This is a genomic window from Corallococcus interemptor (assembly GCF_003668875.1).
GTDB classification, from domain to species: Bacteria; Myxococcota; Myxococcia; order Myxococcales; family Myxococcaceae; genus Corallococcus; species Corallococcus interemptor.
This window is the reverse complement of the sequence record NZ_RAWM01000040.1, coordinates 1-25,404: the sequence shown is the minus strand read 5'-3', so window position 1 is coordinate 25,404 and position 25,404 is coordinate 1. Positions and strand designations below refer to the sequence as shown.

The following is a 25,404-nucleotide window of genomic DNA, read 5'->3' as shown; positions in this document are numbered from 1 at the left end:
CGGTGGATCAGGCGCTGCTCACGCGGACCTGATCCAGCGCGTCGTAGGTGGCGGCCTTGTAGGCCTCCGACAGCGTCGGGTAGTTGAAGCAGGTCTCCACGAAGAGCTGGGCGGTGGCGCCGGTGAGCAGCGCGGTGAGCCCCACGTGCACCAGCTCCGAGGCCTGCTCGCCCAGCACGTGCACGCCCAAGAGCTTCATGTCGTCGCGGTGGAAGAGCAGCTTCAACAGGCCCTGCCTCTCCCCGATGATCTGCCCGCGCGGATTGGTGTCGAAGGTGGCGCGGCCCACGACGTAGGGGATGCTGCGCGCGCGCAGGGACTCCTCCGTGTCGCCGGCCATGGACACCTCCGGGATGGTGTAGATGCCGTAGGGCAGGATGGGCGTGAGCGTGCGCTTGCCCGGGCCGAACGCGTGCTCCACGGCGATGCGGGCCTGCTCCATGGACGTGGAAGCCAGGGCGGGAAAGCCGATGACGTCCCCCACCGCGTAGATGTGCGGGACGGCCGTCTGGTACGCGAGCCCCACCTCGATCTGGCCGCGCTTGCCCTGCTTCACGCCCAGCGCCTCGATGCCCAGGCCCGCGGTGTTGGCGGTGCGGCCGGAGGCGACCAGCACCTGATCCGCCTCCAGCACCTCGCCGGTGGACAGCTTCAGGCGGATGGGCTCCGAGTGGGACTCCGGCACGTGCGCGGACTCCACCGTCTGGCCCAGGCGCAGCCGGACGCCCAGCGTCTCCATGCAGTCGCGCAACAGCTGCCCCACCTCCGCGTCCAGGAAGCTGAGCAGGTCGTTCTTCACCTCCACCAGCGTCACCGGGATGCCCAGCGCGGCGAACATGCACGCGTACTCGCAGCCGATGACGCCGCCGCCCACCACCACCAGCGTCTGGGGCAGGGTGGTGATGTCCAGGATTTCATCCGAGTCGTGCACGCGCGGATCGCCGAAGGGGTACAGCGGCGGCCGGTAGGGCGTGGACCCGGTGGCGATGAGGACGGTGCCGGCGGTGAGCCGGGCGACCTCCGCGCCGTCGCGCTTCACCGCGACGGTGTGCGCGTCCACGAAGCCGCCGGCGCCCTGGAACACCGTCACGCCGTGGCGCTGGAGGTTCTTGTGGATGCGCTCGCGCTCCATCTGCTTCACGCGGCGCTCGCGGAAGAGGAAGTCGGAGACGGTGGCCTCGTGGCGCAGCGTCGCGTCCACGCTGTAGAGGCCGCGCGCCTTGAAGCCGGAGAGGTGCAGCGCCGTCTCGCGCAGCGTCTTGGAGGGAAGGGTGCCGGTGTTGGCCGCGGTGCCGCCGAGCACCGGCTCCCGCTCCACCACCGCCACCCGCTTCCCCGCGAGCGAGGCCTGCACCGCGCCCCATTCCCCCGCGGGGCCTGAGCCGATGACCACCAGGTCGAAGTCCGCCATGGACCCCACCCTAACCCCACCCCGGGGGGCCAGGGCACCGCGAATCACTCCCGGCCGCTGTAATGCAGCTTCTCGCGGACCTCCTCCTCGGTGAGCAGCCGGAAGCCGCCCTCGGGGATGTCGGCCAGATCGATTTCGCCCACCGCCTCCCGGTGGAGCGCGCGGGCGGGCAGACCCACGGCGCCCAGCATGCGCTTCACCTGGTGGTGGCGGCCTTCGGTGAGCGTGACCTCCACCGTGTGCTCGTCGCGCACGCGCACGACGGCGGGGCGGGCGGGGCCGTCATCCAGCGTCATGCCCTGGCGCAGGGGCTCCACCTTCGCGTCGTCCGCGGTGCTGAACACCGTGGCCACGTAGCGCTTGGGCAGGTTCGTGTCCGGGGACGTGCAGTGGGCCACCAGCTTGTCGTCGTTGGTGAAGAGCAACAGGCCCGTGGTGTCCACGTCCAGCCGGCCCACGGCGTGCCAGGTGAAGCGGTTCAACTCCAGGGGCAGCTGGGGCAGGAGCAGCTCGAACACCGTGCCGGTGCGGTGCTGGCGCGCGGTGGAGGTCAGCACGCCCGCGGGCTTGTGGAAGGCCAGCACGTGCGTGGGGGCCTCCTTGCGCACCGGCAGGCCGTCCACCTTGAGGACGGCGCCGGGCGGCACGGGCGTCAGGGGCGTGGTGGCCACGCGGCCATTGACCGTCACCCGGCCGGCCTTGATGGCGGCGTCCGCCTCTTCCTGGGGCATGGCGCCCGCGCGGGCCAGGGCGCGCGACAGCCAGTCCGGCTTCTCCTTGCCCTCCCAGCGGTTGGGGCGGGGCGGGGTCTTGGGGGGCCGTTCGGACTTGCGAGCCATGGGCGCGGCACTGTAGCCGCGCTCGGGCGGCGGCGTGCGCTTCAGTTAGCGGCGGACCGGTTCGTCGGGGTCCTCGCCCTCGGCGGAGCCTGGCGTCGGGCCCGGCTCGGCGCCGTCCGCCATGCGGTGGGGCTCCTCTTCCAGCCCGCCATCCTCCGCCGTCCCGGGCGTGCGCCCGGGCTCCTCGTAGGTGTCGTCGTGGAATGGCTCCTGACGGCCAGGGCCGGGCTCGCTGCCTCCCACGATCATCGACTCATAGGGCATGTGGTTCACGCAGGTCTCCTTTCCGTCGGGGTTCCCGAAAAGGTAGCGACGCGCGGGCATGGCGCAGCGGGGGGGAGCGTGAACCCCTGCCTGCTCAGGTCTCGTCCGGGGGCGGCCCGCCGTCGACGGGGAAGTGCTTGCGCACGGTGTGCAGCGCGGCCAGCCAGAGGCGGGCCTCGTTGCGCGTGAGGCGCGAGCGGCGCAGCGGGGCCACCAGATCCCTCACCGCCGTGCGCCCGGGCTTTTCGTCCACCAGGAAGCCGCCCGTGGTGAGCAGCGCCTCCAGCGTCGCCTCCACGCGGGCGAGCTCCGCGTCCGTGGCGGCCAGGGGCAGGGGGCCCGGCGGCGGCGCGCTGTCCGCGAGGTGCGCCATGCGGACCTCGTAGGCGTAGAGCAGCACCGCCTGCGCCAGGTTGATGGAGGGCTGCTCCGGCGCGGTGGGCACCGCGGACAGGTCGTGGCAGCGCTCCACCTCCGCGTTGGTGAGGCCGCTTCGCTCGTCCCCGAAGACGAGCGCCACCGGCCCCTGCTTCGCGCGCGCCACCAGCTCCTCGCCCACGGCCCTGGGAGACAGGCGGCGCTTGCCCTCGACCTTGCGAGAGCTGGTACCCACCACCCAGACGCAGTCGGACACCGCCGCGTCCAGCGAGTCCGGCCGCTTCACCCCACCCAGCACGTCCTCGGCGTGCACCGCGAGCCGGTGGGCGGGGCCCAGGTCCTCGACCTCTGGAGTCACCCAGGCCCAGTCGGACAGGCCGCAGTTCTTCAGGGCGCGGGCGGCGGCGCCCAGGTTCTCCGCGTTGCGCGGGCGCATGAGGACGAATCGGACGGGCAGCACCATGGCGGCGCACCCTACCGCCCCGGTGCGCGTCGCAGGGACCCCAGTTGACCGCGCCGGTGTCTCACCGCCAGTCTGCGCAGCGAAATCCCGCGTCCCGAGCGTCCGGAGGCCACCCGTGAGTGTGGCTGCCCGGACACCCTGTGGGCCCGCGGACGCGCACGGGGGAGCGCCGGCACGTGGTCGCCGGGCCGCACTTCCCGTGCGCCTCCACGGCCCCACGCGCGGCACGCGGCATGAAATCGGTTCCGCCGCCACCCCTGGAGGAAACATGTCCCCGCAGTCCGCAGTCCCGCCGAAGGCCGCGCGCACGCCCCGTGCCCGCTGGCTCTTGCCGGCGTTGCTCGTGGGCGCGCTCGCCGCCGGCTGCAAGCAGGAGCCCGCGAAGACGCCGCCCGGCGACACCCCGACCGCCCTGGCGCCCGACGCCGGCGCCCCGTCCCAGCCCACGCCGGTGCAGGCCGCGAAGCTCACGCCCGTCATCCACGAGCTGGCCAGTGAGAACTCCGTGCCCCTGGGCGTCGTCATCGAGTTCGCGCTGCCCGTGCGCCCGCGCTACGAGAGCGTGGAGGGCACCCGCGTCACGTTCTCTCCGGAGGTCGCGGGCAGCCTGAAGTGGACGGGCCCCTCGTCGCTGCTCTTCACGCCGTCCACGGGCTTCGCGGCCGGCACGACGTACACCGTGTCCGTGGACGCGGTGAACACCGACGCGGGCATCGTCCAGCCGGCGTCGTTCCGGGACTGGCGCTACAACTTCACGACCTACGCCTTCAAGTTCTCCCAGGTCTACCCCACGCGCGTGGACCCCAAGGGCCGCGTGGACGCGAACGTGGACTTCTCCGGCCCGGTGGACCTGGCCGCCGTGCGCTCGCGCATGAGCTTCCGCGTGGGCGACGCCGCCATCAGCGACGTGAAGTGGAGCACCCGCGCGGACACGCGCAACTCCCTCTCCGTGGCGCTCACCCACCCGAAGCTCAAGCCCGGCGCGACGGTGCAGTTCTCGCTGCGCGAGGGACTGACCTCCGCGGGGACGGGCTCCAAGGAGCAGGCGCCCGCGGCCACGGGCAGCTTCCCGCTGAACGGCGGCAAGCGCCTGGACATCACCTACGTGAGCCTCCAGGAGGGCTCCAGCGGCTACTTCTACGAGGTGAGCTGCCGCGACGTGGCGGCGGACGCCCCGGCCAGCCCCACCGACGAGCAGTGGGACTCGTACTACTACGATGATGACAACAAGGGCTGCAGCCTGAGCGACGCGGTGGCCCAGGACGCCATCCGCTTCAAGCCGAAGGTGAAGTTCACCGTGGCCCCGTCGCGGCGCGGCTTCCGCATCTTCGGTGACTTCAAGCGCGGCCCGCACACGCTCTCCATCGCGGAGGGCACGCTGTCCGTGGGCGGCGGCACGCTGATGGGCGCCTGGTCGCGCGGCTTCTCCGTGCCCGCGCGCCAGTCCCAGGTGCGCTTCAACGCCAACGGCCGCTACCTGCCGCGCAGCGCGTGGCGCAACCTGCCCCTGCAGCACCTCAACCTGGAGGAGGTGACCCTCACGGTGCGCAACGTGCCGCCGGAGAACCTCGTCTTCTGGATGGGCAGTGACTACTCGGAGAGCGCCGACGAGCGCACGAGCAACGTGCTGGTGCGCAAGAACGTGCCGCTCAAGTCCACACCGGACGCGCTGCTCACCACGTACATCGACGTGGCCTCGCTGGTCCCCGCGAACACGCGCGGCCTGGTGGAAATCCTCGCCGAGCGCGGCGACTACAAGGCCGCCTCCCGCATCCTGCTCACCGACCTGAGCCTCGTGGCCAAGCGCGGCGGTCCCGCCGTGGGCTCCAAGGACTCCGGCGAGGTGTGGGTCTGGGCCCTGGGCCTGGAGAGCACCGAGCCGCTGTCCGGCGTGGAGGTGTCGCTCATCAAGAAGAGCGGCCAGTCCGTGGCCCGCTGCACCACGCAGGGCGAGGGCGGCTGCCAGCTCAAGGTGCCCGCGCCGGGCGTGGATGACAGCGCGCCGTTCGCGCTGGTGGCGCGCAAGGGCGACGAGCTCACGTACCTCAAGTACGACGAGCTGAAGACGGAGATCGCCAACTCGGACGTGCAGGGCGAGCCGTACCGCGCCGAGCAGCCCTACCGCGCCTCTGTCTGGTCCGACCGCGGCGTGTACCGCCCGGGTGAGACGGCGCACGTGGCCGCGGTGCTGCGCGGCCAGGACAACCTGGCGCCGCCGGTGGGCATGCCGGTGGAGGTGCGCGTCATCGACCCTCGCGAGCGCGAAATCCGCAAGGTGACGCTGAAGACGAACACGGCGGGCCTGGTGGCGTTTGATCAGGCCTTCGCGGCGTTCCAGGACACGGGCCACTACTGGGTGCGCCTCAAGGTGGCGGACCGCGACGTGGCCTCCTACGCGGTGAACGTGGAGGAGTTCGTCCCGGAGCGCATGAAGGTCACGGCCAGCACCACCGCGCCGGGCTACGTGCAGGGCAAGGAGATCCCCGTGGGCGTGGAGGCCGCGTACCTCTTCGGCGGCTCCGCGGAGGGCAGCCCGGTGGAGATGACGTGCCGGCTGGAGTCCGTGGCCTTCAAGCCCAAGCAGAACGCCCAGTACACCTATGGCGTCTGGCGCCAGGACGGCAACCTGCCCCGGCCCGTCACGCTGGGGCAGGTGAAGGGCACGCTCGACGCGAAGGGGCAGGTGCTCCTCAACTGCCCGGCGCAGGCGCAGTCCGGCCCCATGAAGGGCGCGGCGCGGCTGTCCGCGGTGGCCAGCGTCTTCGAGTCCGGCAGCGGCCGCTCCACCATCGGAGAGGCCACCGTGCCCGTGCACCCGGAGGCGTACTACCTGGGCCTCCAGGCCAACACGCAGAAGGTGAAGGCGGCCACGCCGTTCACGCTGACCGGCGTGGTGGTGGACTGGAACGGCCAGCTGCTCACCGGCGACAAGGCGCCGAAGACGGTGCAGCTGGAGTACCAGCTGCTCGAGGAGAACTACGGCTACTACTACGACGAGGAATCCGGCTACGAGCGCTACCAGCGCTACCTGCGCCCGCAGCGTGAGGGCGAGGCGACGGCGAAGGTGGAGAACGGCCGCTTCACCGCCACGGTGCTGCCGGGCCGCGACGGCGCGGGCTACCTGGTGCGCGCTCGCGCGGGCAACACCCAGACGGACCTGGCCATCGAAGGCGACGGCCGCTACTACTGGTGGGGCGAGGGCTCGCGCGTGGACCAGACGCCGCGGCCGCTGAAGCCCACGGCGCTGGACCTCTCGCTGCCCGCGAAGGGCAAGGTGGGCGAGGCCCTCACCGTGAAGATGAAGGCGCCCTACCGGGGCCGCGTCCTCTTCACCGTGGAGACCGACCGCGTGCTCACCACCGCGTGGAAGCAGGTGGACCCCGGCGAGGTGACCTGGTCGTTCACGCCGTCCGAGTACGCGCCCAACGTGTACGTGAGCGCGTTCCTGGTGAAGGACCCGCATCTGGAGTCCGCCCAGGCGTTCATGCCGGACCGCGCCTTCGGCGTGGGCAGCATCGCGCTGGAGCCGGTGGACTTCACCCAGGCCGTCACGCTGACGGTGCCCAAGGAGGTGAGGAGCAACGACACGCTCACCGTGGACGTGGCGGTGGAGGGCGTGGAGGGCCCCACCTTCGCCACCGTGGCGGTGGTGGACGAGGGCATCCTGTCCCTCACGCGCTTCCAGAGCCCGGATCCGCTGAAGGAGATCTTCACGCGGCGCGCGCTGGGCATCCAGACCTACGAGACCGTGGGCTGGGCGCTCCTGGTGCCGCCGGGCGGCAACTCCAGCTCCACCGGTGGTGACGAGGGCGGCGCCGAAGGCCGCGTGCAGCCGGTGAAGCCCGTGGCCCTGTGGAGCGGCGTGGTGGAGGTGCCCGCCAACGGCAAGCTGAAGGTGCCCTTCAAGCTGCCGCAGTACCGGGGCGCCGTGCGGGTGATGGTCGTCACGGCGGGCAACAAGCGCATTGGCAGGGCCAGCGCGCAGGTGCTGGTGCGCGACCCGCTGGTGCTCCAGACGACGCTGCCGCGCTTCCTCACCCAGAACGACGAGATTCAAATCCCCGTTTTCGTCACCAACCTGTCCGGCAAGGCGCAGGACGTGAAGGTGTCACTGTCCTCGGAGGCGCTGGCGGTGCCGGGGCTCGCGATGCCGGAGGGCCTGGGCAGCTCGCCGCTGGAGCTCAAGGGCAAGAGCGAGGGCCGCGCGAAGCTGGAGGACGGCAAGTCCCGCACCTTCGTGTTCCAGGGCCGCGCGGTGCAGTCCGTGGGCGCGGCGCGGCTCACGGTGACGGTGGAGGGCGGTGGCTACACGTCGCGCGAGCAGCTGGATGTACCGCTGTCTCCCGCGGGCCCGCGTGAGCGCCGCATCCAACAGGTGGAGCTGGCGCAGGGCACCACGGACCTGAAGCCGCTGCTCGCGGGCTGGGTGCCCACGACGGAGCGCACCAACGTCTGGGTGACGAACAATCCGTACGCGAAGTCGCTCCAGCACCTCTCGTACCTGGTGCGCTACCCGCACGGCTGCATCGAGCAGACGACGTCCTCCACGCGCCCGCTCTTGTTCGTGAGCCAGCTGGTGGAGCGCGTGGACCCGACGCTGGTCTCCACGGCGAAGGTGGAGGACATGGTGCAGTCGGGCATCAACCGGGTGCTGTCCATGCAGACGGCGTCGGGTGGCTTCGCGTACTGGCCGGGCCAGACGGAGCCGGTGGCCTGGGGCACGGCGTACGCGACGCACATGCTGCTGGACGCGCGCAAGCTGAAGTACCCGGTGCCGGAGGACCGCGTGGACAGCGCGCTCGCGTGGATGGGCGACGAGCTGACCCGCAAGGAGGGCCGCCTGGGGCAGGACGACCACTACGGCCAGCACTCGGAGGCGTACATGCACTACGTGCTCGCGGTGGCGGGCAAGGGGCGCAAGGCGCGGGCGCAGGCCATGGTGAGCGCGCTGGAGACGGCGGCGAAGAAGGCGGCGCTCAGCGGCGAGGACCAGGAGGACCTGTACCTGCTCAAGGCCGCGCTGTGGTTGTCCGGCGACCGCCGCTACGAGAAGGAGCTGCGCAACCCGGACGTGTCCACCATCACGGATGAACGCAAGAACAGCTGGTCGTTCTATTCGGACCGGCGCCGGCGCGGGATGACGCTCAGCACCTTCCAGGACCTCTTCGGCGACGCGCCGGAGGGCGAGCCCCTGGCGCGCATGGTGGCGACGGCGCTGTCGACCCGCACGTCGGCGTACTACTCCACGCAGGAGCTGGTCTGGGGCATCACCGGCCTGGGCAAGCGGCTGCAGGGCACGGCGACCAGCTTCACGCCGCCCACGCTCACGGTGGCGGGCAAGACGGTGACGCCCGTCGCGGAGAAGGACGCGCGCGTGTCGGACCGCACGTGGTCGCTGGCCCGCGCCAGCGAGCGCGCCAGCATGACGCTGGACCTGAAGGAGAAGGGCGGCGGCAACGTCTACCTCATCCTCAACAGCGAGGGCGTGCGCACCACGCCCGAGGTGAAGGTGGGCGGAGAGGGGCTGACGCTCAAGCGCACCTGGCGCTCGCTGGACGGCACCACGCTGGACCTCAAGGCCCAGCCGGTGAAGCTGGCGGACCTCATCTACGTGGAGCTGGAGGTCACCAACACCCGGGCCGAGCGCGTGCAGAACATCGCCCTGGTGGACCGGCTGCCGGCGGGCTGGGAGATTGAGAACGCCCGCCTGGGGCGCGGCGGCAGCGTGGACTGGGTGGACGCGGATTCGCTCTGGGCCGCCGACTACGTGAACGTGCGCGATGACCGCATGGAGGCGTTCGGCACGCTGCAGGCCCACGAGACGAAGAAGCTCGTCTACGCGGTGCGCGCGGTGACCGCGGGCAGCTTCACCCTGCCGTCCGCGGAGGCCGAGGCGATGTACGACTCCTCCATCTGGGCCCGTGAATCCGCGGGCACGGTGCAGGTGGCGGGCCCCTGGAAGGACGACCTGCTCTAGGCCCCATGCGTCGCATGCGTCTCAACGTGAAGCGGTGGGTGGGGGTGGCGCTGGCGGGGCTCGTGCTCTTGGGCATGGGCCTCGCGGCGGCCTGGTGGGTGCCGCTGCCGGAGCGGTTGGCGGCGCCCCCCTCGGTGGTGATGGCGTACCGGGACGGAGCGCCCGCGTACGTCTTCCTCGCCCCGGACGAGCGGTGGCGCATCCCCGCGCCGAAGGACCGCGTCGACCGGGCCTATGTCCGCGCCCTCCTGGCGCTGGAGGACAAGCGGTTCTTCCAGCACCCGGGCGTGGATCCCATCGCGGCCCTGCGCGCCCTCGGTCTCAACCTGAGCCGGGGGCGCCGGGTGTCCGGAGCGTCCACGTTGACGATGCAGCTGGTGCGCGTGCTGGAGCCCCGTCCCCGCACGTTCACCTCGAAGGTGATTGAGTCGTTCCGCGCCGCCCAGCTGGAGGCGCGGTTGTCCAAGCAGGAGGTGCTGGAGGCGTACCTCCAGTTCGTGCCCTACGGGCGCAACGTGGAGGGCGTGGAGGCGGCGGCGCTCGCGTACTTCGGGCACACCGCCCAGCACCTGAGCCCGGCGGAGATCGCCACGCTGCTGGCGGTGCCGCAGAACCCGAACCGGCGCTTCCCGTCGCCGGAGAACCGGGACCGGTTGCGCTCGGCCCGGGACGACATTGCCCGGCGGCTGCTGGATTCCGGAGGGCTGGCGGTGGAGGGCGTCGCGTCCGACGCGGTGCTCGCGGAGGTGCGGGCCACGCAGGTGCCTGACGTGCTCACGCCGTTTCCGAGGGAGGCGCCGCACGCGGCGGTGTGGCTCAAGGCGCAGCGGCCGGGAGAGACGTGGCTGGCGACGACGCTGGACGCGGGCACGCAGCGGTTCGTGGAGCGCACGCTCGGAGAAGCGGCGCGGCGGTTGGACAGGCAGGGCATCCACAACGGCGCGGCGGTGGTGGCGGACCGGGAGACGGGCGAGGTGCGCGCGCTGGTGGGGAACTTCGACTTCTTCGATGAAAAGCACGGCGGGCAGATCATCGGCTTCGCCACGCCGCGCTCGCCGGGTTCGGCGCTCAAGCCGCTGTTGTACGCGCTGGGGATTGATCAGGGCCTGGTGGGGCCGGAGACGCTGGTGCCGGACATCCCGGTGGCGTACGGCGGTTACCAGCCTCGCAACTTCGACGGGCGATTCCTGGGGCTGGTGCGGATGGAGTCCGCGCTGTCGCAGTCGCTCAACCTGCCGTTCGTGAGGCTGCTGGAGCGGGTGGGCGTGGAGGGCTTCCTGGGGTCGCTGCGGCAGGCGGGCGTCACCAGCCTGGATCCGCGGCCGGGGCACTACGGCCTGTCCGCGGCGGTAGGTGGCCTGGAGCTGACGCCGCTGGAGCTGACGGGCGTGTACCTGGCGCTGGCCGGAGATGGCCAGGTGCGGCCCCTTCGGGTGCTGGAGGAGGACGCGCCCGCGAAGGCGGCCTCGTCGCTGGTGTCGCCAGGGGCAGCGTGGCTGACGCGCAAGGCATTGGCGTTGAGGGACCGGCCGGACTTCCCGGAGCGGCGGCGGCTCACGGGGCTGCCGGCGCGGGTGCACTGGAAGACGGGCACGAGCTTTGGCAACCGGGATGCATGGGCGGCGGGCTCCGGGCCGAAGCACACGGCGGTGGTGTGGCTGGGCAACTTCGACCACGCGTCGAGCGTGCACCTGGTGGGCGCGGAGAACGCGGCCCCGCTGCTGTTCGACATCCTGGAAGGGATTGGACCCAGGGGCGCGGCGTTGCAGGAGGAGGACGCCGCGCCGCCCAGGGACCTGGTGAGCGTGGAGGTGTGCGCGTATTCGGGGCACCTGCCCACGGACGCGTGCACGCAGCGCAAGCGGGTGGACGCGGTGCGCACGGCGGTGCCGACGGCGCCGTGTCCGTACCACCACCGGGTGGAGGTGGACGTGGCGTCGGGCCTGGCGGTGGGGCCGGGGTGCCGTGACGGACGCAAGACGGAGTCGCGCGTGTACCTCACCTGGCCGTCCAGTCTGCGCCGGTGGCTCGCGGAGCAGCAGCGTCAGTTGCCCGAACCGCCGCCCCTGGCACCCGGCTGCGTCGCGGGAGGGGAGCGCGACACGCCGACCATCCTCTCGCCGCCGGAGGGGCAGGTGGCGCTGCTCATCCCGGGCATGAACACGGAGGAGCAGAAGATCCCCCTGGAGGCGGAGGCCGCGCACGACCGCGAGCTGACATGGTTCGTGGACGGAGCCGTGCTGGGAACCGCGAGGGCCGCCGAGCGCCTCTGGTGGAAGCCGAGCGTGGGCACGCACGACATCCTCGTCACCGACGACCGCGGACTGACGGCACGCCGCACGCTGGTGGTCCGCGAGCGTCAGTAGGCCCCGGAGATCCGCCTCGCCAACGCGGCGCCACTCAGGAACGCGCCCTCGACACGCGGCCCCGCGCACCAGTCACCGCAGGCCCCCAGTCCCAGCGCCGGGTCGTACAACGCGGAAGCGTCCAGAGGCGGTGACGGCATCGCGAAGCGCCATCGGTGCGCCACGGCCTCCACCGCGCGCACGTCCCGGCCCAGCGCCTGACCAAACGCCTCCACGAGCCTCGGAGCCATGGTTTCCGCCGTCTCCTCCAGGTGCGCCGCGCTGTACTCCGGCGACCCGTGAAGCACCCAGCGCTCACCCGAAGTCCGCCCCGGCTTGCTCGTGTCCCGAGCCACCCACGACAACGGCGAGTCCTCCACGAACGCGCCATCCAGCGCCACCGCCACCGGAGCATCGAATCGCGCCATGACCGCCCAGCATGGCGACATCCGAGCCGCCCCCGCCTGAGCCGCCAACGCGGGGGCCGCCGCCAGCAGCGGCACCGCCTGCGGCGCGGGCACCGCGGCCACCACCACCTCCGCGAGCCCCAGGTCCTCGCCCGCCTCCGAAGTCAGCCGCCAGGCCCGGCCTTCACGCGCCACGCGCTCCACCCGCACGCCCATGCGCACGTCCAACCCGTCCGCGAGCGCCTTCGCCACCGCGCTCATCCCCGGCACGCCCACGTACCGCACGGACTCCTTCGCGGGAGTCACCACCCCACGCGTCAGCGTCCCGATGCGTCCGCGCCACTCCGCGACGACGCCCTCCGCGCTCCACGCGTCCACCAGCTCCCGGAAGAGCGCATCCCGCGCGGTGAAGTACTGCGCGCCATGGTCGAACGTGCCCCCATCCGCGCTCCTCCGCGTGGACAGCCGTCCTCCCGGCCCCCGCCCCTTGTCCAGCATCCGCACGCCAAACCCCGCGCCCGTGAGCACGCGCGCGAGCGTCAGCCCCGACATGCCCGCGCCAATCACGGCCACGCGGGGCAGGGGAGCGGAACGGCGCGGCAGCAGCTCATCCAAAATACGAGAGGCGGGCATGGTCCGGGTGCTAACCCGTCCCCGCCCGCCTCGCACGTCTCAGCCTCGCACGCTGTCCGCGCGAAGACTCAGCGCACCTCCCAGCCGTCCTCGCCGCGCACGTAGTGCTTGCCCGCGGGCAGCTCGCCGTAGAACAGCGCGTCCTTCATGCCCACCACGGACGTGCCGTCGAACAGGCCCACCTCACCCTTGGCGGGGAAGGTGATGCCCAGCAACGCGCCCGTGAGCCGCACCCGCTGGCCCGGTGGCACCGTCATGTGGTCCAGCACCGCGCCCGTGGGCGCCTTCACGATGGTGGGCGCGTAGCCCCCGCCCGCCAGGCTCACCCGCAGGTTCGTGGTCAGCGTCATGCCCTTGAGCGACACCGGCTCCGTGCCGTGATTGCCCACCTCCACCCAACCCTCGCGCGGGTCGAACGCCTCCATCACCAGCGTGGACTGCTGTGCCTTCAGCCGCTTCACCTCCGCCTTCACGAAGTCGCGGCGGAACTGCACGAAGCGCTTCATGTACGCCTTGCCCGCGCTGAACTTCGCGTAGTCCATGTACGGGTCGGTCTTCATGGACGCGTCAATCAGCGCGTGGAGCTGATCGATGTACGGGTCCATCACCTTCGACGTGAAGAGCTCGTCCAGCGCCTTGTCCAGCCGAGCCTCCAGCCGGGCGCGCAGCACGGGGTTGAGCACCACGCGCGTGCCCATGTTGGAGAACGTCGGCAGGTAGCCCGGGTAGCTCCCCTGTTCCAGCTTGCGCTGCAGGTACATCTTCTCCACCCAGCCATCCAGCAGCGTGAAGTTGAACAGCGGGTGCTTCATGTTGCTCGTGGAGGCGGACTGGTCCTGCACCGAGTTCGTGTACCACCAGCGCGCGTCCACGTTGTTCAGGTCCCACGGCACGTAGCGCCAGCGCCCGGTGATGTCGTCGTGGATGAAGTAGCTCTCGGAGTCCTCCACGAAGTTGTTGGACATCAGCGCGTCCAGCACCATGGAGCGCACGTAGGACTCCAGCTCCAGGTTCTTCTCCAGCGCGGCCACCAGCTGCGGCTCCGGCGTGTGGTTGATGACGTCCAGCACCTCCCACAGCGCGTCGTCGGGCTCGCTCTCGTTGGTCTTCTTCACCCAGTCGCCCTGGTAGGGCACCTTCCACGTCTTGAACTCCGTGTCCTTCCAGCCCGCGCGGTAGATGGTCGCGTCGTCATCCGGGAACTGCCGCGCCTTGACGAAGGCCTTGTTGACCTGCTCCACCTCCAGGAACACGCCTTCGTACTGACCGTTCACGGAGAGCCGCACGAACGTCGCCTTCGACGCCGGCACCCGCATGGCCGCCAGCAGGTCGTAGGAGATCTTCTCCGCGAGCATCGACGCGTCGGCGTACTCGGCGATGAGGTTGAGCGACGTGCGCCCCTCGAACTTGTCCTTGTCCGCGAAGCTGACGTTCCAGCTCTTCTTCTCGAAGTAGCGCGCGGAAGCCCCGCGCAGCCGCACCTTCACCGGGAACGTCTTGCCGTTCGCCTGGAACGTCGCGTCCTGCTCCTCGGTCAGCGGGTTCGCCATGAACTTCGCCAGCGTCTCCGGCGGCATGGTCAGCACGTACTCCGGCAACGACGTCTGGACCTTGGGCAGCGTGAAGGGCCGCTCCACCTCCGGCACCGGTTGCGGATCCGTGCCGGCGTCCGAGCTCCCGCCATCCACCGGGCCCGGGCCCGCGTCCACCGGTCCGCCGTCGGAGGCCCCGGCGTCCGGAGTCCCCGCGTCCGTCGAGCCCGCGTCGGGAACGCCAGCATCCGCGCTGGGGTCCGTGATGCCGGGATCGGTCACGGAGGGATTGTCATCGGGGTTCGCTGTGCCGCCACCACATGCGGCCAGCAGCATCGTCAGGCTGATCAGGAGTCGTAAGCGCATCATCGCTCGACCCCTGAGCAAGCCCCATGCCTCCCTGCCAGGTGGGACTCGGGGCAAGACCAGGGCAATGGATCACCCCACGCGGGGAAAACTCTTTCCCTCTCCGGAATGCTCGCCTGCCCTCGCTGGGGGCCGCTGACGGACCGCGTGAAGGAGCGCGCCCCCCGGAGCGGGCAGCCGGGCGGCGGCCGCCAGACGTTGCCCTGTGCACGGATGCGCCCGGCGGACCTAGCTTCCTGGGAGCAGGCTGGAGGACGGCCCGAGTCCGACAAGGGAGTGATGATGGAGTCCTGGAACCAGACCTCGACCGATGCCGTGCGCGCCCACGCGCCTTCCACGATGAACCAGCGCATCGACGCTCACGTGGAGTCGTGTGTCCGCTTCATGGCGGAGCAGGGGGACCGCTCGGAGATGAGCCGGTACCTCGAAAAGCTGGAGCACGAGTGGGACGTGCACCGGACCCTGGTCGTGGGCGTCCCCGCCGTGGCGCTGGCCGGCCTGCTGCTCGGCCGCGAGTCCGGCCGGGGCCTGAGGGTGCTCGGCGGCATCACCCTGGGGCTGCTCCTCCAGCACGGCCTCACCGGCTTCGGGCCCCTGTCCGTGCTGGTGCGCGCGCTGGGCGTACGCACCCGCCGGGAGATCGACCTGGAGAAGTTCGCCATCAAGGCCCTGCGCGGGGACTTCGAGCGCATCCCCAACGACGGGGGGCCGCTGGCTCGCGCCAACGCCGCCCTCGTCGCCGCGCAGTCCTGAAGCCCTTGCCTCAGTGCACCATGGGCGTCGTGTAGCCGCCGCCCAGCGCGGGCATCAGCGCCGGGCCCGGCGTGGTGGACCCCGGCCTGCGGTCACCCTTCGTGTCGAAGAAGCCGTTGAGGCCGGCGACGCCGATGGAGAAGTTCGTCACCCAGCCCTCGTCGGGCTTGCCCGCGGCGGCGTTGATGTCGAAGGGCCGCGCGAAGTGCAGGCGCAGGAGCAGGGGCCCCAGCGACAGGTTGAAGCCCACGACGGCGTTGAGCACGCGGTGGTCCCAGAGGTCCCTCGCGCCATCGCCCACGCCACCCGCGTCCATCGCGGCGATGGCCTCCAGGTCGCTCAGGAAGGCCACCCGGATGATGTCGTTGAGGGGCAGCTGCGCCTCCACGGTGCCGTAGACGAAGTGCTGGCCCAGCAGCCACCGCTCGTCGCCGAAGTTCACGCCGCGCAGGGTGTCGAAGCTGGACAGGTAGTAGGAGCGCGCGTAGCGGCCGCCCACCGTGCTGCCCGCGCCCAGGCGCGCGAAGAAGTTGGTGCGGCCGTAGATGGGGAAGTACCGCTCCGCGTCCAGGCGCAGGTTGCCGTACGCCTGCCCGTCGAAGGGCTGCACGCCGGCGGTGGCCTCCAGCAGCACGGAGCTGCCGGACAGCGGCCCCGTCGCGTAGTGGTACTTGATGCTGTCGTACCCGACGCGCCCGCTCAGCTCCGTCTGGAAGCGGATGTGCTGGTTGTCCGCGCGCCACGCGGAGAGCAGGTCCTGGTTCGCCTCGTTGCGCTCCGGGAACGCCAGGTAGAACTCGCTGAAGTCATCCAGGAAGTACTTCGTGCCGCCGATGCTCAGGTCGCCCTGGAGGTAGAAGAAGGTGCTGAGCGGGTAGCGCAGGCTGCCCAACGCGCCGAAGTAGCGCTCCGACGAAACGAAGAACGGCCGCTGGTCCGGCGGCAGGGAGTCGAACGTCTTGTCCACGCGGAAGCGCAGGGACTGGAACAGACCGCCGCCCCACGTCGTGCGCTTCTCGTCGTTGACGTACAGCAAGAGGCCGTCCGTCAACTCGAAGGAGCCGTACACCGCCAGCGTGAGGACCACCTGGTGGTCGCGCAGCCGGTCCGACGCGGACGCGAACACCTGGCCCACGAAGCCGCCGCCGCCCGCGCCCGCGAAGCCGAAGATGGGCCCCAGCTCGATGTTCTCCCGCGTGAAGGGCTTGTAGCTCAGCGCGTCCGTCAGCGGCTTGAGCGCCATGGGGGAGGGCGGATCCGCCACCGGCTCCTTCGGGGTCTCCAGCGACAGCATGCGCGGCGGACGCAGCAGGGACGGCTTCCGCTCACCGCTCATGTGGAAGAGCATCCACAGGCCGCCGTCGGGGCCGGGGCCCGGCTCGAAGACGCCCGTCGTCAGGTCCGTGCGCCGCACGATGCGGCCGTCCGCCAGGCGCTCGTGCAGGTCGGAGCTGCTCTTGTTGTAGGCCACGAAGAACAGGCGGCCGTCCGGCAGCGCCAGCGGATCCGCCTCGTCGCGGTCCTCGCTGGTCAGCCGCTCGGCCTGGCCCGCCGGCGCGTCCGGCTTCACGCGGAAGAGGTTGTACTTGCGGTGGGACGTCGCGTCGGACGTGTAGATGATGCCGGACGGGCCCCAGGTCACCTGCCGCTCCGCGAACGCGTCGTCGGTGAGCTTGCGGACCTTCGCGTCCTCGCCCTGCGTCAGGTCCACCAGGTACACGTCGCGCAGGCCCGAGTCGTTGATGCCGATGAACGCGACGTAGCGGCCGTCCGGGGAGAAGGCCGGCGAATAGATGGCCAGCACGCCCTGCTTGTCCACGCGGTACGCGCGCCGGTCCCCCGTCTCCAGCTTCACGTTGAGGCCCACCTCCGTGCCAATGCCCGTGCGCACCGCCGAGCGCCGCACCAGCACGTCCGTGGCGCGCTTCTCGGAGACGTGCACGTAGTCCTGTACGTACAGCACGTCGCGTCCGGTGCGCTCCGCCACGAACGCGAGCTTGTCCTTGGTCAGCGCGAAGTTACGGCCGGACACCGGGTGCAGGGACTCCACGCCCGGCACGCCGTCGCCCGCCACCTTCACCGTCTTGCCCGGCGTGCGCGGATCCGTGAGGTACAGCCGGCTCTCGCCCGTCTCCGGGATGATGGTGCGCAGCGCCAGCACGTTGCCGTCCGGGCCGCTGGCCATCGCCGTCACGATTCCCGGCGTCTCGCCAATCGAGTCCAGCGCGGGCGCCGTCTGCGACGACTCCAGGTACGTCTTGAACGACCGGCGCTTGAGCCAGTTCTCGAACCGCGCGGAGATGCGCTTCGGGTCATCCCCCGTCAGCCGCTCCAGCAGCTCCTCGAACTTGAGCGACGGGGAGTCGCGCGAGCCGCCCACCAGCCGCGGCGCCTCCTCCAGGAGCCGCTGCGTGATGCCCGCGCCGTACTCCTCCTCCAGGAACGCCACGCGCGCCTGACCGACCTTGTAGATCCACAGGTAGCCGTACGGCCCGGGGGAGAAGAAGTCGAGGAAGGCATAGCCCTTCATCAGGTCCGGGTTCACCAGCAGGTCCCGCACCATCATCTCGGCTTCGGGATCCAGGCCGCGCTTGGCGTAGAACTCCGCCAGACCTTCGATGAACCACAGCGGATAGCCGCCCAGCGGATCCCCGAACGTCTTGGCCTGCTCGGCCACGGTGCGCACCTTCTGGATGGTGAACTGGTGCGCCAGTTCGTGCGTGCTGACCTCCTCGAAGAGGTGGTGGTCGCCCAGGTACGGCAAGGACAGCTTCAGGTCCTCCGTGGAGGTGACGCCCAGCGTGCCCTCGGAGACGGCGAAGACGTTCGTCTGGAGGAACTCCGCGTAGCTGCTGTAGAGGATGTACGGGAACGTCTCCGTGGGGACGTACTTGAACTGATCCACCAGGTACCGGTACGCCTCCTCCACGATGGGGGCGGCCCGCTCGGCCACCTCGCGCTCGCGTTCGTAGAAGTAGAAGCGCACGCCGCCCGTCTTCGCGCCCAGGTCCTTCGCGTAGGTGTAGTTGAAGCCCGCGTCGGATCCGCCCAGCAAGAGCGGCGCGCCGGAGAACAGCGTGCCGCCGTCCGCCAGCGTGGCGTTCGCGAGCGTTCCCGCGTCGCCCGCGGTGCCGCCGTCCACCAGCGCCACCACGCCCGGAGGCGGGATGCCGCCGTCGGCCAGGCCCGTCACCGTCGGCGGGACGCCCGCGTCGGACGCGCCCGTGTCAGGCGCGACGCCGCCCGCCGCGGACTTCGTGTCCGCCGGCGGCGCCAGGGTCACGTTGCCGGAAGGGGTGACCTCCGGGCCGCCCGGCGGGGACTGCTTGTCGCCGGTCTCGGAATTCGTGGTGGGCGCCGCGGGATTGGCTCCGCCCTGCGTCCCGGGCGGCTGATCATGCGCGGTGTGGTCAGCGGGCTTCGCGAGCCCTGTCGACGCGGGGCCCACGAGGATGTCGATGTGCCGCCACTCGAACTCGTAGCTGTTCACGGGTGTCTTCCCCGCGCGACGGGGAACGACGAAGACCTGGGCCAGCGCGAGCTCCGGCAGGAGCAGGGCCAGCAGCACGGCGATGACGTGCGGACGGGGGTTCAAAAAGCACCTCGGTACGGCGAGGAGACAGGCTATCAGGGGCCCGGAGGAAGGCTCCCTCTCCCACCGGAAACGCACAAGCGGTCCTTTTGTTTCTTTGCGTTGCGGTGGACGTCCCGGTGCGTCTCCCTCTGCGTTTGCCAGGGGACTTGGCTCCGGTCGGGCTCGCCCGATATGGAGGAGGGAATGAATCGTTTCTCTCTCGTGACGGCTACCGCGCTCCTCGCCTTCGGTTGTGGCAAGGACAGTTCCGACAACAAGGCCGAGTGTCGGCTTGAAGCCATCGACCTGCCCGGATGTGACCGGTCGACGTTGAGTGCCGTCCAGGCCGAAGGCATCTGGAACGCCAACATCAACCTGGATGATGGCTACTCGGGCCCCTCGGCCATCCGGTTCTCGCCCGGCGATCCGCTCCTCGTCGGCCTGTCGATGACGACGAAGCAAGTCACCCAGGACACCTTCTACCTGGCCAGCGAAGTGCCGGGCACGAGCGGCGGGACGCTGACCTACGCGTTCGCCGGCTGCAAGGCCAACGGCCCGGGCGAGGTGCTGGGCGTGGTGCGCGTGTGCGGCAACGGTTCGACGGTGAGCCAGGGCACGTTCACCGCCATCCGCGTGGCACGGCGCGCCGACGAGTCCGAGTCCGACCGCGTGGAGCTGTTGGGCCAGGGCGCGGTGCCCCGCGGCGCGGCCAACGGCGTGGCGGTGGCGAACGGCTACGCCTACGTCATCGCGGGCAGCGAGGGCCTGTTCACCTTCAACGTGAAGGACCCCGCGCACCCGGCGCTGGTGTCCGAGCAGAAGTTCTCCACGGACACGTTCACCAGCCTGCTCGTGAGCGGCACGACGCTCTATCTGGGCACCTACGCGACGGGCATCCGCATCTGCGACCTGACCGCGAACCCGGAGGTCCCCACCTGCGACAAGACCGTGCTGGCGGACGTGAAGGTGCGCGCGGACGGCATGGCGAAGGACGGCAACCTGCTCTACGTGGCGTCGCCCCAGCCCAAGGCGGACATCGTCATCCTGGACGTCACCCAGCCGTTGGTGCCGACGCTCGTGGTGCGCTACCTGGTGGAGGGCGCCTCGCCTGACCTGGCCGAGTACCCCTACGCGCTGGCGGTGCAGGACAACCGCCTGTACGTGAGCAACTGGAGCTACGGCGTCACGGTGACGGACCTCACGCCCCTGGCCACGGCGACGAAGGTGCCGAAGTTCCTCGGCCGCTACTTCGGCGCCTACACCAGCGCCCTGGCGGTGGGAAGGCTGGGGGACTCCACCGTCGTCTACCAGGGCTCGGACGCGTGGGGCTCCACCATCCTGGCGCTGGACGCCACGAACCCGGCGTCCATCGTGCAGCGCGGCGAACTGCCCCTGCGGCGCGAGGCGACGCTGGGCGGCATGACCCTGTCCGGCACCACGCTCTACGTGGCCAACTACCAGGACGGCTTGCGCGTGTATGACGTGTCCACGCTGGGCACGCCGAAGGCCGCCGGGTACTTCAACACCTGGAACGAGTCCGACCCGGGCCGCGGCAAGAGCTACTTCGACGGCCTGCAGGGCGTTCACGTCGCGGACGGTCTGGTGTATGGGTGGGACACGACGCGGGGCCTGCTCATCTTCCGCCACACTCCGTGACGCGAAGGGCGTGTGATGAACCCGTTGAACGCATGTGGCCGCTGCCAGACCCTGCCCGAGACGCCGGACGTACCGGGGCGTCTCTTCCTGTGGCCTCCGCTGGGCCACAGCCTGGGCAAGCTGGTGGCGCACCTGCGTGATTCGGGGGGCAGCTACCAGCTGCGCACCGACGCGCAATGCGTGGTGGTGGGGATGGAGGAGGGCGGCCTGCGCAAGCTCTCCGCGAGCCTGCCCAACGTGCTGACGGAGGAGGAGGTGCGGGGCACGCGCGCCCTCTTCATCCAGGGCGACGGCGAGCCGGGCATGGCGGACTTCCCGCGCGTGGAGTCACTGCAGCGGCTGGCCACGCTGCATCAGTCCGGGTGGCTGGTGGACATGCTGGAGGAGTCGCGGCTCACCACGTTCTTCCAGCCCATCGTCCACGCGCAGGACACGTCCCGCGTCTTCGCGCACGAGGCACTCCTGCGCGGGCGCGACCGGGGCGGGGCACTGGTGCCGCCCAACCGGCTGTTCGACACGGCGCGCGAGGCGGGGCTGTTGTTCCAGCTGGACCTGGCCGCGCGCACCACCGCCATCCGCGAGGCGGAGCGGCACCAGCTGAAGACGCACCTGTTCATCAACTTCACGCCCACGGCCATCTACGATCCGGCGTACTGCCTGCGCTCCACGGTGGCCGCCATCCGCGATTCGGGCATCCCGGAGTCGCACGTCGTCTTCGAGATCATCGAATCCGACCGGGCCGCGAACGCGGCGCACCTGCGCGCCATCGTGGACTTCTACCGGTCAGCGGGCTTCAAGGTGGCGCTGGACGACCTGGGCGCGGGCTATTCGTCACTGAACCTCATCCACCAGCTCCGGCCGGAGTTCATGAAGCTGGACATGGAGCTGGTGCGAGGCGTCCACGCGGATCCCTACAAGGCCTCCATCGTGGAGAAGCTGCTGGAGATCGCCCGGCAGCTGGGCATCCAGACGGTGGCCGAGGGCATCGAGACCGCGGAGGAGCTGTCCTGGGTGCGCCGGCACGGGGTGGACTTCGTGCAGGGCTATCTCATCGCGAAGCCGGCGGACGCACCGTCCCGCGGCACCCCGCGCATCACGGATTGAGCAGGGAGTTGGACGTGCCCGCGCGCTCCAGGCTCGCGGCACGAGCCAGGCGCAGCTCCTCGCCAGCGGTCTGCAGGGCGATGCGAGCGGCGTAGATGTCCCGCCGGTTGGCGGCATCCCGGGCGTAGGCAATCTGCGCGCGGATGCGCTGGGAGTTGACCACGACCGAACCCTGCCCATAGGTCGACGCGCTCTGTCCCACGACGGAGAAGTCCTGGTCGGCGATGTCGAGCGCGTTGTCGACGTCCAGTTCGCCCTGTTCCAGCGCCTGATCCGCCGCGAGCATCCACTGGCCGCCGGACTGGATCCGCGCCAGCCGCTGCTGCCGGGCGCGCTCGGCTTCGTAGGCGCGCTGCTCATGCGTGTCGACCTGGGACTGCACGGCCTGGGTGCGCTCGGTGGCCCGGGTGTCGCGGGCCTCCATTTCCTGCTCCAGGTCCGCGATGTGCTGGCGCAGGCGGGTCACTTCCTCGTTCATCGCGGCGGCGTTCGCGTCAGGGGGACGTTGGGTCGTCTGCGCCTGCTGTGTGCCCTGCGTCGTCTGCTGCGAAGGCGTCACGGCCGACGTGCCTCCCGGAGCCTGGGTCGTCGTGCCCGACGGAGCGGCGGCTCCGGATGCAGCGCCGGTTCCGGTGGTGCCCGAGCCTCCCGTCGCGGCCTCGGGAGTGGTTGCGCCGGTTCCCATCGTTCCGGATCCGCCCGTCGCGGCTTCAGGCGTAGCAGCGCCAGTCCCAGTCGTGCCGGAGCCACCTGTCGCGGTCTCAGGCGCAGCAGCGCCAATGCCCGTCGTTCCGGAGCCTCCCGTCGCGCCCTCGGGCGCGTTGGTGCCGGAGCCACCGGTCGCAGTCTCGGACGGAGCCGCGCCAGTACCGGCGGTCTCCGCGCCGCCCGTCGCGGTCGCGCCCGGCTCCTGCACCCCGCGAGACGTATCCAACGGCGTCTGCCCCGCACCGCTCGGAGCGACGGAGCCTGGAGCCGTCGAGGAGGTCGCGCCCGTATCGTAGGATCCACCGTATCCCGGAGCCGCCGCGCTGGCCGGGCCGGACGACGGCGATGTCCCCGCAGCGCCTGCGCCCGTGGTGGTCTGCCCCGCGGGGATCCCCGCGCTACCCGCTCCCCCGGTGCCTGTCTCGGGCTGTGACGCAGCCGTCTCCCCCGTCTCGCTGGAGGAGGGCTCCTGGTCGAAGTACGTCGGAACGGGCGGAGGCACGTACGTCTGCGACTGCTGGACCGCGACCTCGCCCGAGGTGGCCGGCATGCTGCCATCGGGCAACAACGGGGTCAGCGAGTAGTAGCTCCCCTCGGTCGGATCCGACGGGGCCTGGATGGCGTAGCCCTGAGGAGGCCGCGCACCGTTCCGGTCGTCCGCGGCCTGCTCATAGGCATCCTGAAGGGCAGCGGCGGCAGGGTCCCTCACGGACGGATCTTCCGGAGGCAACGGCTCCGGGTCGTACGACTGTCCCATGCTCAATCCCGCGACGATGGCGATCCAGAGGCGCATGCCATGAAGATGTCCACGCGCGAACGCTTCCACATCACCGCCACCGCTCCACCGCCTGCCTCTCCGCCAGGGAAACAGGGAGGGCTCAGCCCTTCGAGCGCCGCGCCAGCAACTCGTCCGCCGCCCGTCGTCCCGTCTCAAGGGCACCATGCACGGTGCCCTCGTCGCCGCCTGAGTGCGTGGCCTCACCCGCGAAGAACAGCGTCCGGCCCACGGGCCTGGCGAGCGCTTCAACGGCATCCATCGCACCCGACGGAATGACCGCATAGCCCCCACGCGTGTACGGCTCCTCCTGCCAGTTCTGCACGTGCCACGCCTCCAGCCGCGCGTTCAGCTCCCGCACGGAGAGACGGAAGAGCGAAGACAGCCCCTGGAGCGCGCGTCCCAGCACCGCCTTCTCGCTCAAGCGGGACAGCGAAGCGGCCGAAGGCCCACCACTCCAGCCCACCAGGTGCCGCGTGCGCCGGTGGGGCGACAGGGTCCACCACGTGGGGAACGCGGAGGCGGGCGCATGGAAGAAGCCAAAGCGAGACGTGGCCTCCTGCTCCCGCCAGAACGCTGAACGGAAGCGCAAGATCACCTTCACCAGCGAGCCCATCACCAGCCGGTTCCAGGCGCGCTCCTGTTCCCGCACGCGGGGCACGAAGCGCACGGCGCCGGGGGAGGGCGGCTTCGCCTGCAACACGCCCACGGGCAGCGTGACCACCGCATGCCTCCCCTGGAAAGTCCCCAGCGGAGTGCCCTGCCGCGTCCGGGCCCGCACACGGACCGAGCCCGGCCTCCAGCGCACCTCCTCGGCGACGGCATTGAGGAACAGCGTGCCGGGCTTCGCGATCAGCTTCGCGGCCATCGCATGCGGCACGCGGTCATACCCCTCCAGCACGCGGGAAGGCGTGGTCCCGCCGGACGCGGCAGCGGTCGCCTCCATCCGCGCGATGGCGAGCGTGCTCGCGATGTCCGGATCCGCCGCGTAGAAGCCCCGCACGTACGAACGCGCCATCGAACACACGACGGGCGGCCACGCGTGGATGCGCGCCTGCTCCTCCACCCATTCCGCCATGGGCCGGTCGGGTCCCTTCACGGACATCAGGGGCTCCTGGAACGCGAACGCGTCCTCGCCGTCCCCCAGCTTCCCGCGCCACAACAGCGCATGCGTGTCGTTGCAGGGGCTGACCGTCAGCCCCGCCTTGCGGATGCGCTTCAACAGCCCGGTGGGCTTGCCGTGGACGAACTCGGCCCCCAGCTCCAGGGGCACATCCGCCACCGTGTCCCGGAGCGTCGCCACGCGGCCGCCCACGCGGTCGCGCGCCTCCAGCACGATGACCCGCAGGCCCCGGCTCATCAATCGCTCCGCCGCGGCGAGCCCCGCGGCCCCCGCCCCCAGGATGACGACATCCGCCTCGTGATCCATGCCGCTCCAGCTCCGCCGCGCGGAAGCGCTCATCATGGAAAGACGCCCGCGGCCCTCCGCTGGACGAAGGACCGCGAGCCGGGGCTCCCCTCCCATGAGGGAGAGGAACAGGGGAGGGGAGAAGCGGTGCTAGTAGGTCTTCGGCGAGCCGCTCGAGCCGGAGCTGGAGCCCGTGTCCGGATTCATCGTGGAGTCGTTGCCCTTGCCCACGTCCTGGTTCTTGTCATCCATGCCCGCGCCGCCCGTGCCCTCGTTGATGGACGAGTCCGGCGACATCACGTCGCTGCCCGAGCCACCCGTGCCCATGCTCGGCGAGATGCTGGTCGCCATGTTCTTCTCGTCCTTCACCTGGAAGCTGGCGCGGATCTCCTGGCCCTCCTTCAGGCTCTTGGCGTTCTTCATGCTCGGGTCGGTGAACTGCGTGTTCTTGTCGACCTCCAGGGGCACCACCGCGCCGCTGGTGCTGCTGATGTAGACCTTCTTGCTGTCGCTCTTGACGACCTTGCCCGTCAGCTCGTTCGAGCCCGTCATGCTCGACGAGCCAGAACCGCCCATCGCACCTGAGCTACCAGAGGAGCCCTGCATGCTGCCGGACGACGACGACGACGGCTGCTGCGCCCCCTGCGACGCGCTGTCCTGGGCAAAGGCCACACCCGAACCCAGCAGCGCCACGGACGCGAACACCCCAATGAGCTTCTTCATGGAAAGTCTCCCGGAAGATGTGAGTGGGACGGAACGGCGCTCTCGGGCCCCTCCGTTGGGGAAAAGCTAGGGGTGGTGGGAGTGGGGG

15 protein-coding genes are annotated in these 25,404 nt (G+C 70.8%); 5 read left to right on the top strand and 10 right to left on the bottom strand.

The window, feature by feature from the left end:
• Nucleotides 1-7: 7 nt before the first annotated feature.
• The 4 genes from sthA to D7X96_RS17055 all read right to left on the bottom strand — a co-directional run bounded on the left by sthA (nucleotide 8) and on the right by D7X96_RS17055 (nucleotide 3,355).
• Entirely contained in the window at nucleotides 8-1,411 is a 1,404-nt protein-coding gene (gene sthA, locus D7X96_RS17070; RefSeq protein WP_121770212.1) for a Si-specific NAD(P)(+) transhydrogenase, read from the bottom strand.
• Between the two features lie 44 nt (nucleotides 1,412-1,455).
• Nucleotides 1,456-2,250, bottom strand: a complete 795-nt coding sequence (locus tag D7X96_RS17065) for a pseudouridine synthase (RefSeq protein ID WP_121770211.1) — start codon at nucleotides 2,248-2,250, stop codon at nucleotides 1,456-1,458.
• 45 nt (nucleotides 2,251-2,295) lie between these two features.
• A complete protein-coding gene (locus D7X96_RS17060; RefSeq protein WP_370450127.1) occupies nucleotides 2,296-2,523 on the bottom strand; it encodes a hypothetical protein in 228 nt (75 codons plus the stop codon).
• Nucleotides 2,524-2,608: 85 nt separating this feature from the next.
• A complete protein-coding gene (locus D7X96_RS17055) occupies nucleotides 2,609-3,355 on the bottom strand; it encodes an RNA methyltransferase (protein WP_121770210.1) in 747 nt (248 codons plus the stop codon).
• A gap of 268 nt (nucleotides 3,356-3,623) precedes the next feature.
• On the opposite strand from D7X96_RS17055, the gene D7X96_RS17050 reads away from it, so the two are divergent.
• Nucleotides 3,624-9,332 carry an alpha-2-macroglobulin gene (locus D7X96_RS17050; protein ID WP_121770209.1) on the top strand — a complete coding sequence of 1,903 codons (5,709 nt, stop codon included), beginning with the start codon at nucleotides 3,624-3,626 and terminating at the stop codon, nucleotides 9,330-9,332.
• 5 nt (nucleotides 9,333-9,337) lie between these two features.
• Nucleotides 9,338-11,698, top strand: coding sequence for a penicillin-binding protein 1C (gene pbpC / locus D7X96_RS17045; RefSeq protein ID WP_121770208.1), 2,361 nt, complete (start codon nucleotides 9,338-9,340; stop codon nucleotides 11,696-11,698).
• On the opposite strand, the gene D7X96_RS17040 is transcribed toward pbpC, so the two are convergent.
• Both D7X96_RS17040 and D7X96_RS17035 read right to left on the bottom strand, forming a co-directional pair.
• Nucleotides 11,692-12,717, bottom strand: coding sequence for an NAD(P)/FAD-dependent oxidoreductase (locus tag D7X96_RS17040; protein ID WP_121770207.1), 1,026 nt, complete (start codon nucleotides 12,715-12,717; stop codon nucleotides 11,692-11,694). The genes pbpC and D7X96_RS17040 overlap by 7 nt on opposite strands.
• 68 nt (nucleotides 12,718-12,785) lie before the next feature.
• Complete coding sequence (locus D7X96_RS17035; RefSeq protein WP_121724380.1) at nucleotides 12,786-14,618, bottom strand: CotH kinase family protein; 1,833 nt, start codon at nucleotides 14,616-14,618, stop codon at nucleotides 12,786-12,788.
• A 105-nt stretch (nucleotides 14,619-14,723) separates the two neighbouring features.
• On the opposite strand from D7X96_RS17035, the gene D7X96_RS17030 reads away from it, so the two are divergent.
• Nucleotides 14,724-15,368, top strand: a complete 645-nt coding sequence (locus D7X96_RS17030) for a hypothetical protein (RefSeq protein WP_244219617.1) — start codon at nucleotides 14,724-14,726, stop codon at nucleotides 15,366-15,368.
• 10 nt (nucleotides 15,369-15,378) lie between these two features.
• Here the strand turns inward: D7X96_RS17030 and D7X96_RS17025 are convergent, their stop codons facing one another.
• Entirely contained in the window at nucleotides 15,379-18,963 is a 3,585-nt protein-coding gene (locus D7X96_RS17025) for a PD40 domain-containing protein (RefSeq protein ID WP_121770206.1), read from the bottom strand.
• A 183-nt stretch (nucleotides 18,964-19,146) separates the two neighbouring features.
• Between D7X96_RS17025 and D7X96_RS17020 the strand changes: the two genes are divergently transcribed.
• The gene (locus D7X96_RS17020; RefSeq protein ID WP_158626589.1) at nucleotides 19,147-20,598 is read left to right on the top strand and encodes an LVIVD repeat-containing protein; all 1,452 of its coding nucleotides are present in this window, start codon (nucleotides 19,147-19,149) and stop codon (nucleotides 20,596-20,598) included.
• 15 nt (nucleotides 20,599-20,613) lie between these two features.
• The gene (locus D7X96_RS17015) at nucleotides 20,614-21,702 is read left to right on the top strand and encodes an EAL domain-containing protein (RefSeq protein WP_208647325.1); all 1,089 of its coding nucleotides are present in this window, start codon (nucleotides 20,614-20,616) and stop codon (nucleotides 21,700-21,702) included.
• On the opposite strand, the gene D7X96_RS39585 is transcribed toward D7X96_RS17015, so the two are convergent.
• The 3 genes from D7X96_RS39585 to D7X96_RS17000 form a co-directional block, all read right to left on the bottom strand.
• Nucleotides 21,692-23,203 (bottom strand): hypothetical protein, encoded by a 1,512-nt coding sequence (locus tag D7X96_RS39585; RefSeq protein WP_147468328.1) that lies wholly within the window; start codon nucleotides 23,201-23,203, stop codon nucleotides 21,692-21,694. The two genes, D7X96_RS17015 and D7X96_RS39585, sit on opposite strands and share 11 nt — an antisense overlap.
• 85 nt (nucleotides 23,204-23,288) lie before the next feature.
• Complete coding sequence (locus D7X96_RS17005) at nucleotides 23,289-24,614, bottom strand: flavin monoamine oxidase family protein (protein ID WP_158616289.1); 1,326 nt, start codon at nucleotides 24,612-24,614, stop codon at nucleotides 23,289-23,291.
• 129 nt (nucleotides 24,615-24,743) lie between these two features.
• Nucleotides 24,744-25,316 (bottom strand): hypothetical protein, encoded by a 573-nt coding sequence (locus D7X96_RS17000; protein WP_121770204.1) that lies wholly within the window; start codon nucleotides 25,314-25,316, stop codon nucleotides 24,744-24,746.
• Between the last annotated feature and the right edge of the window lie 88 nt (nucleotides 25,317-25,404).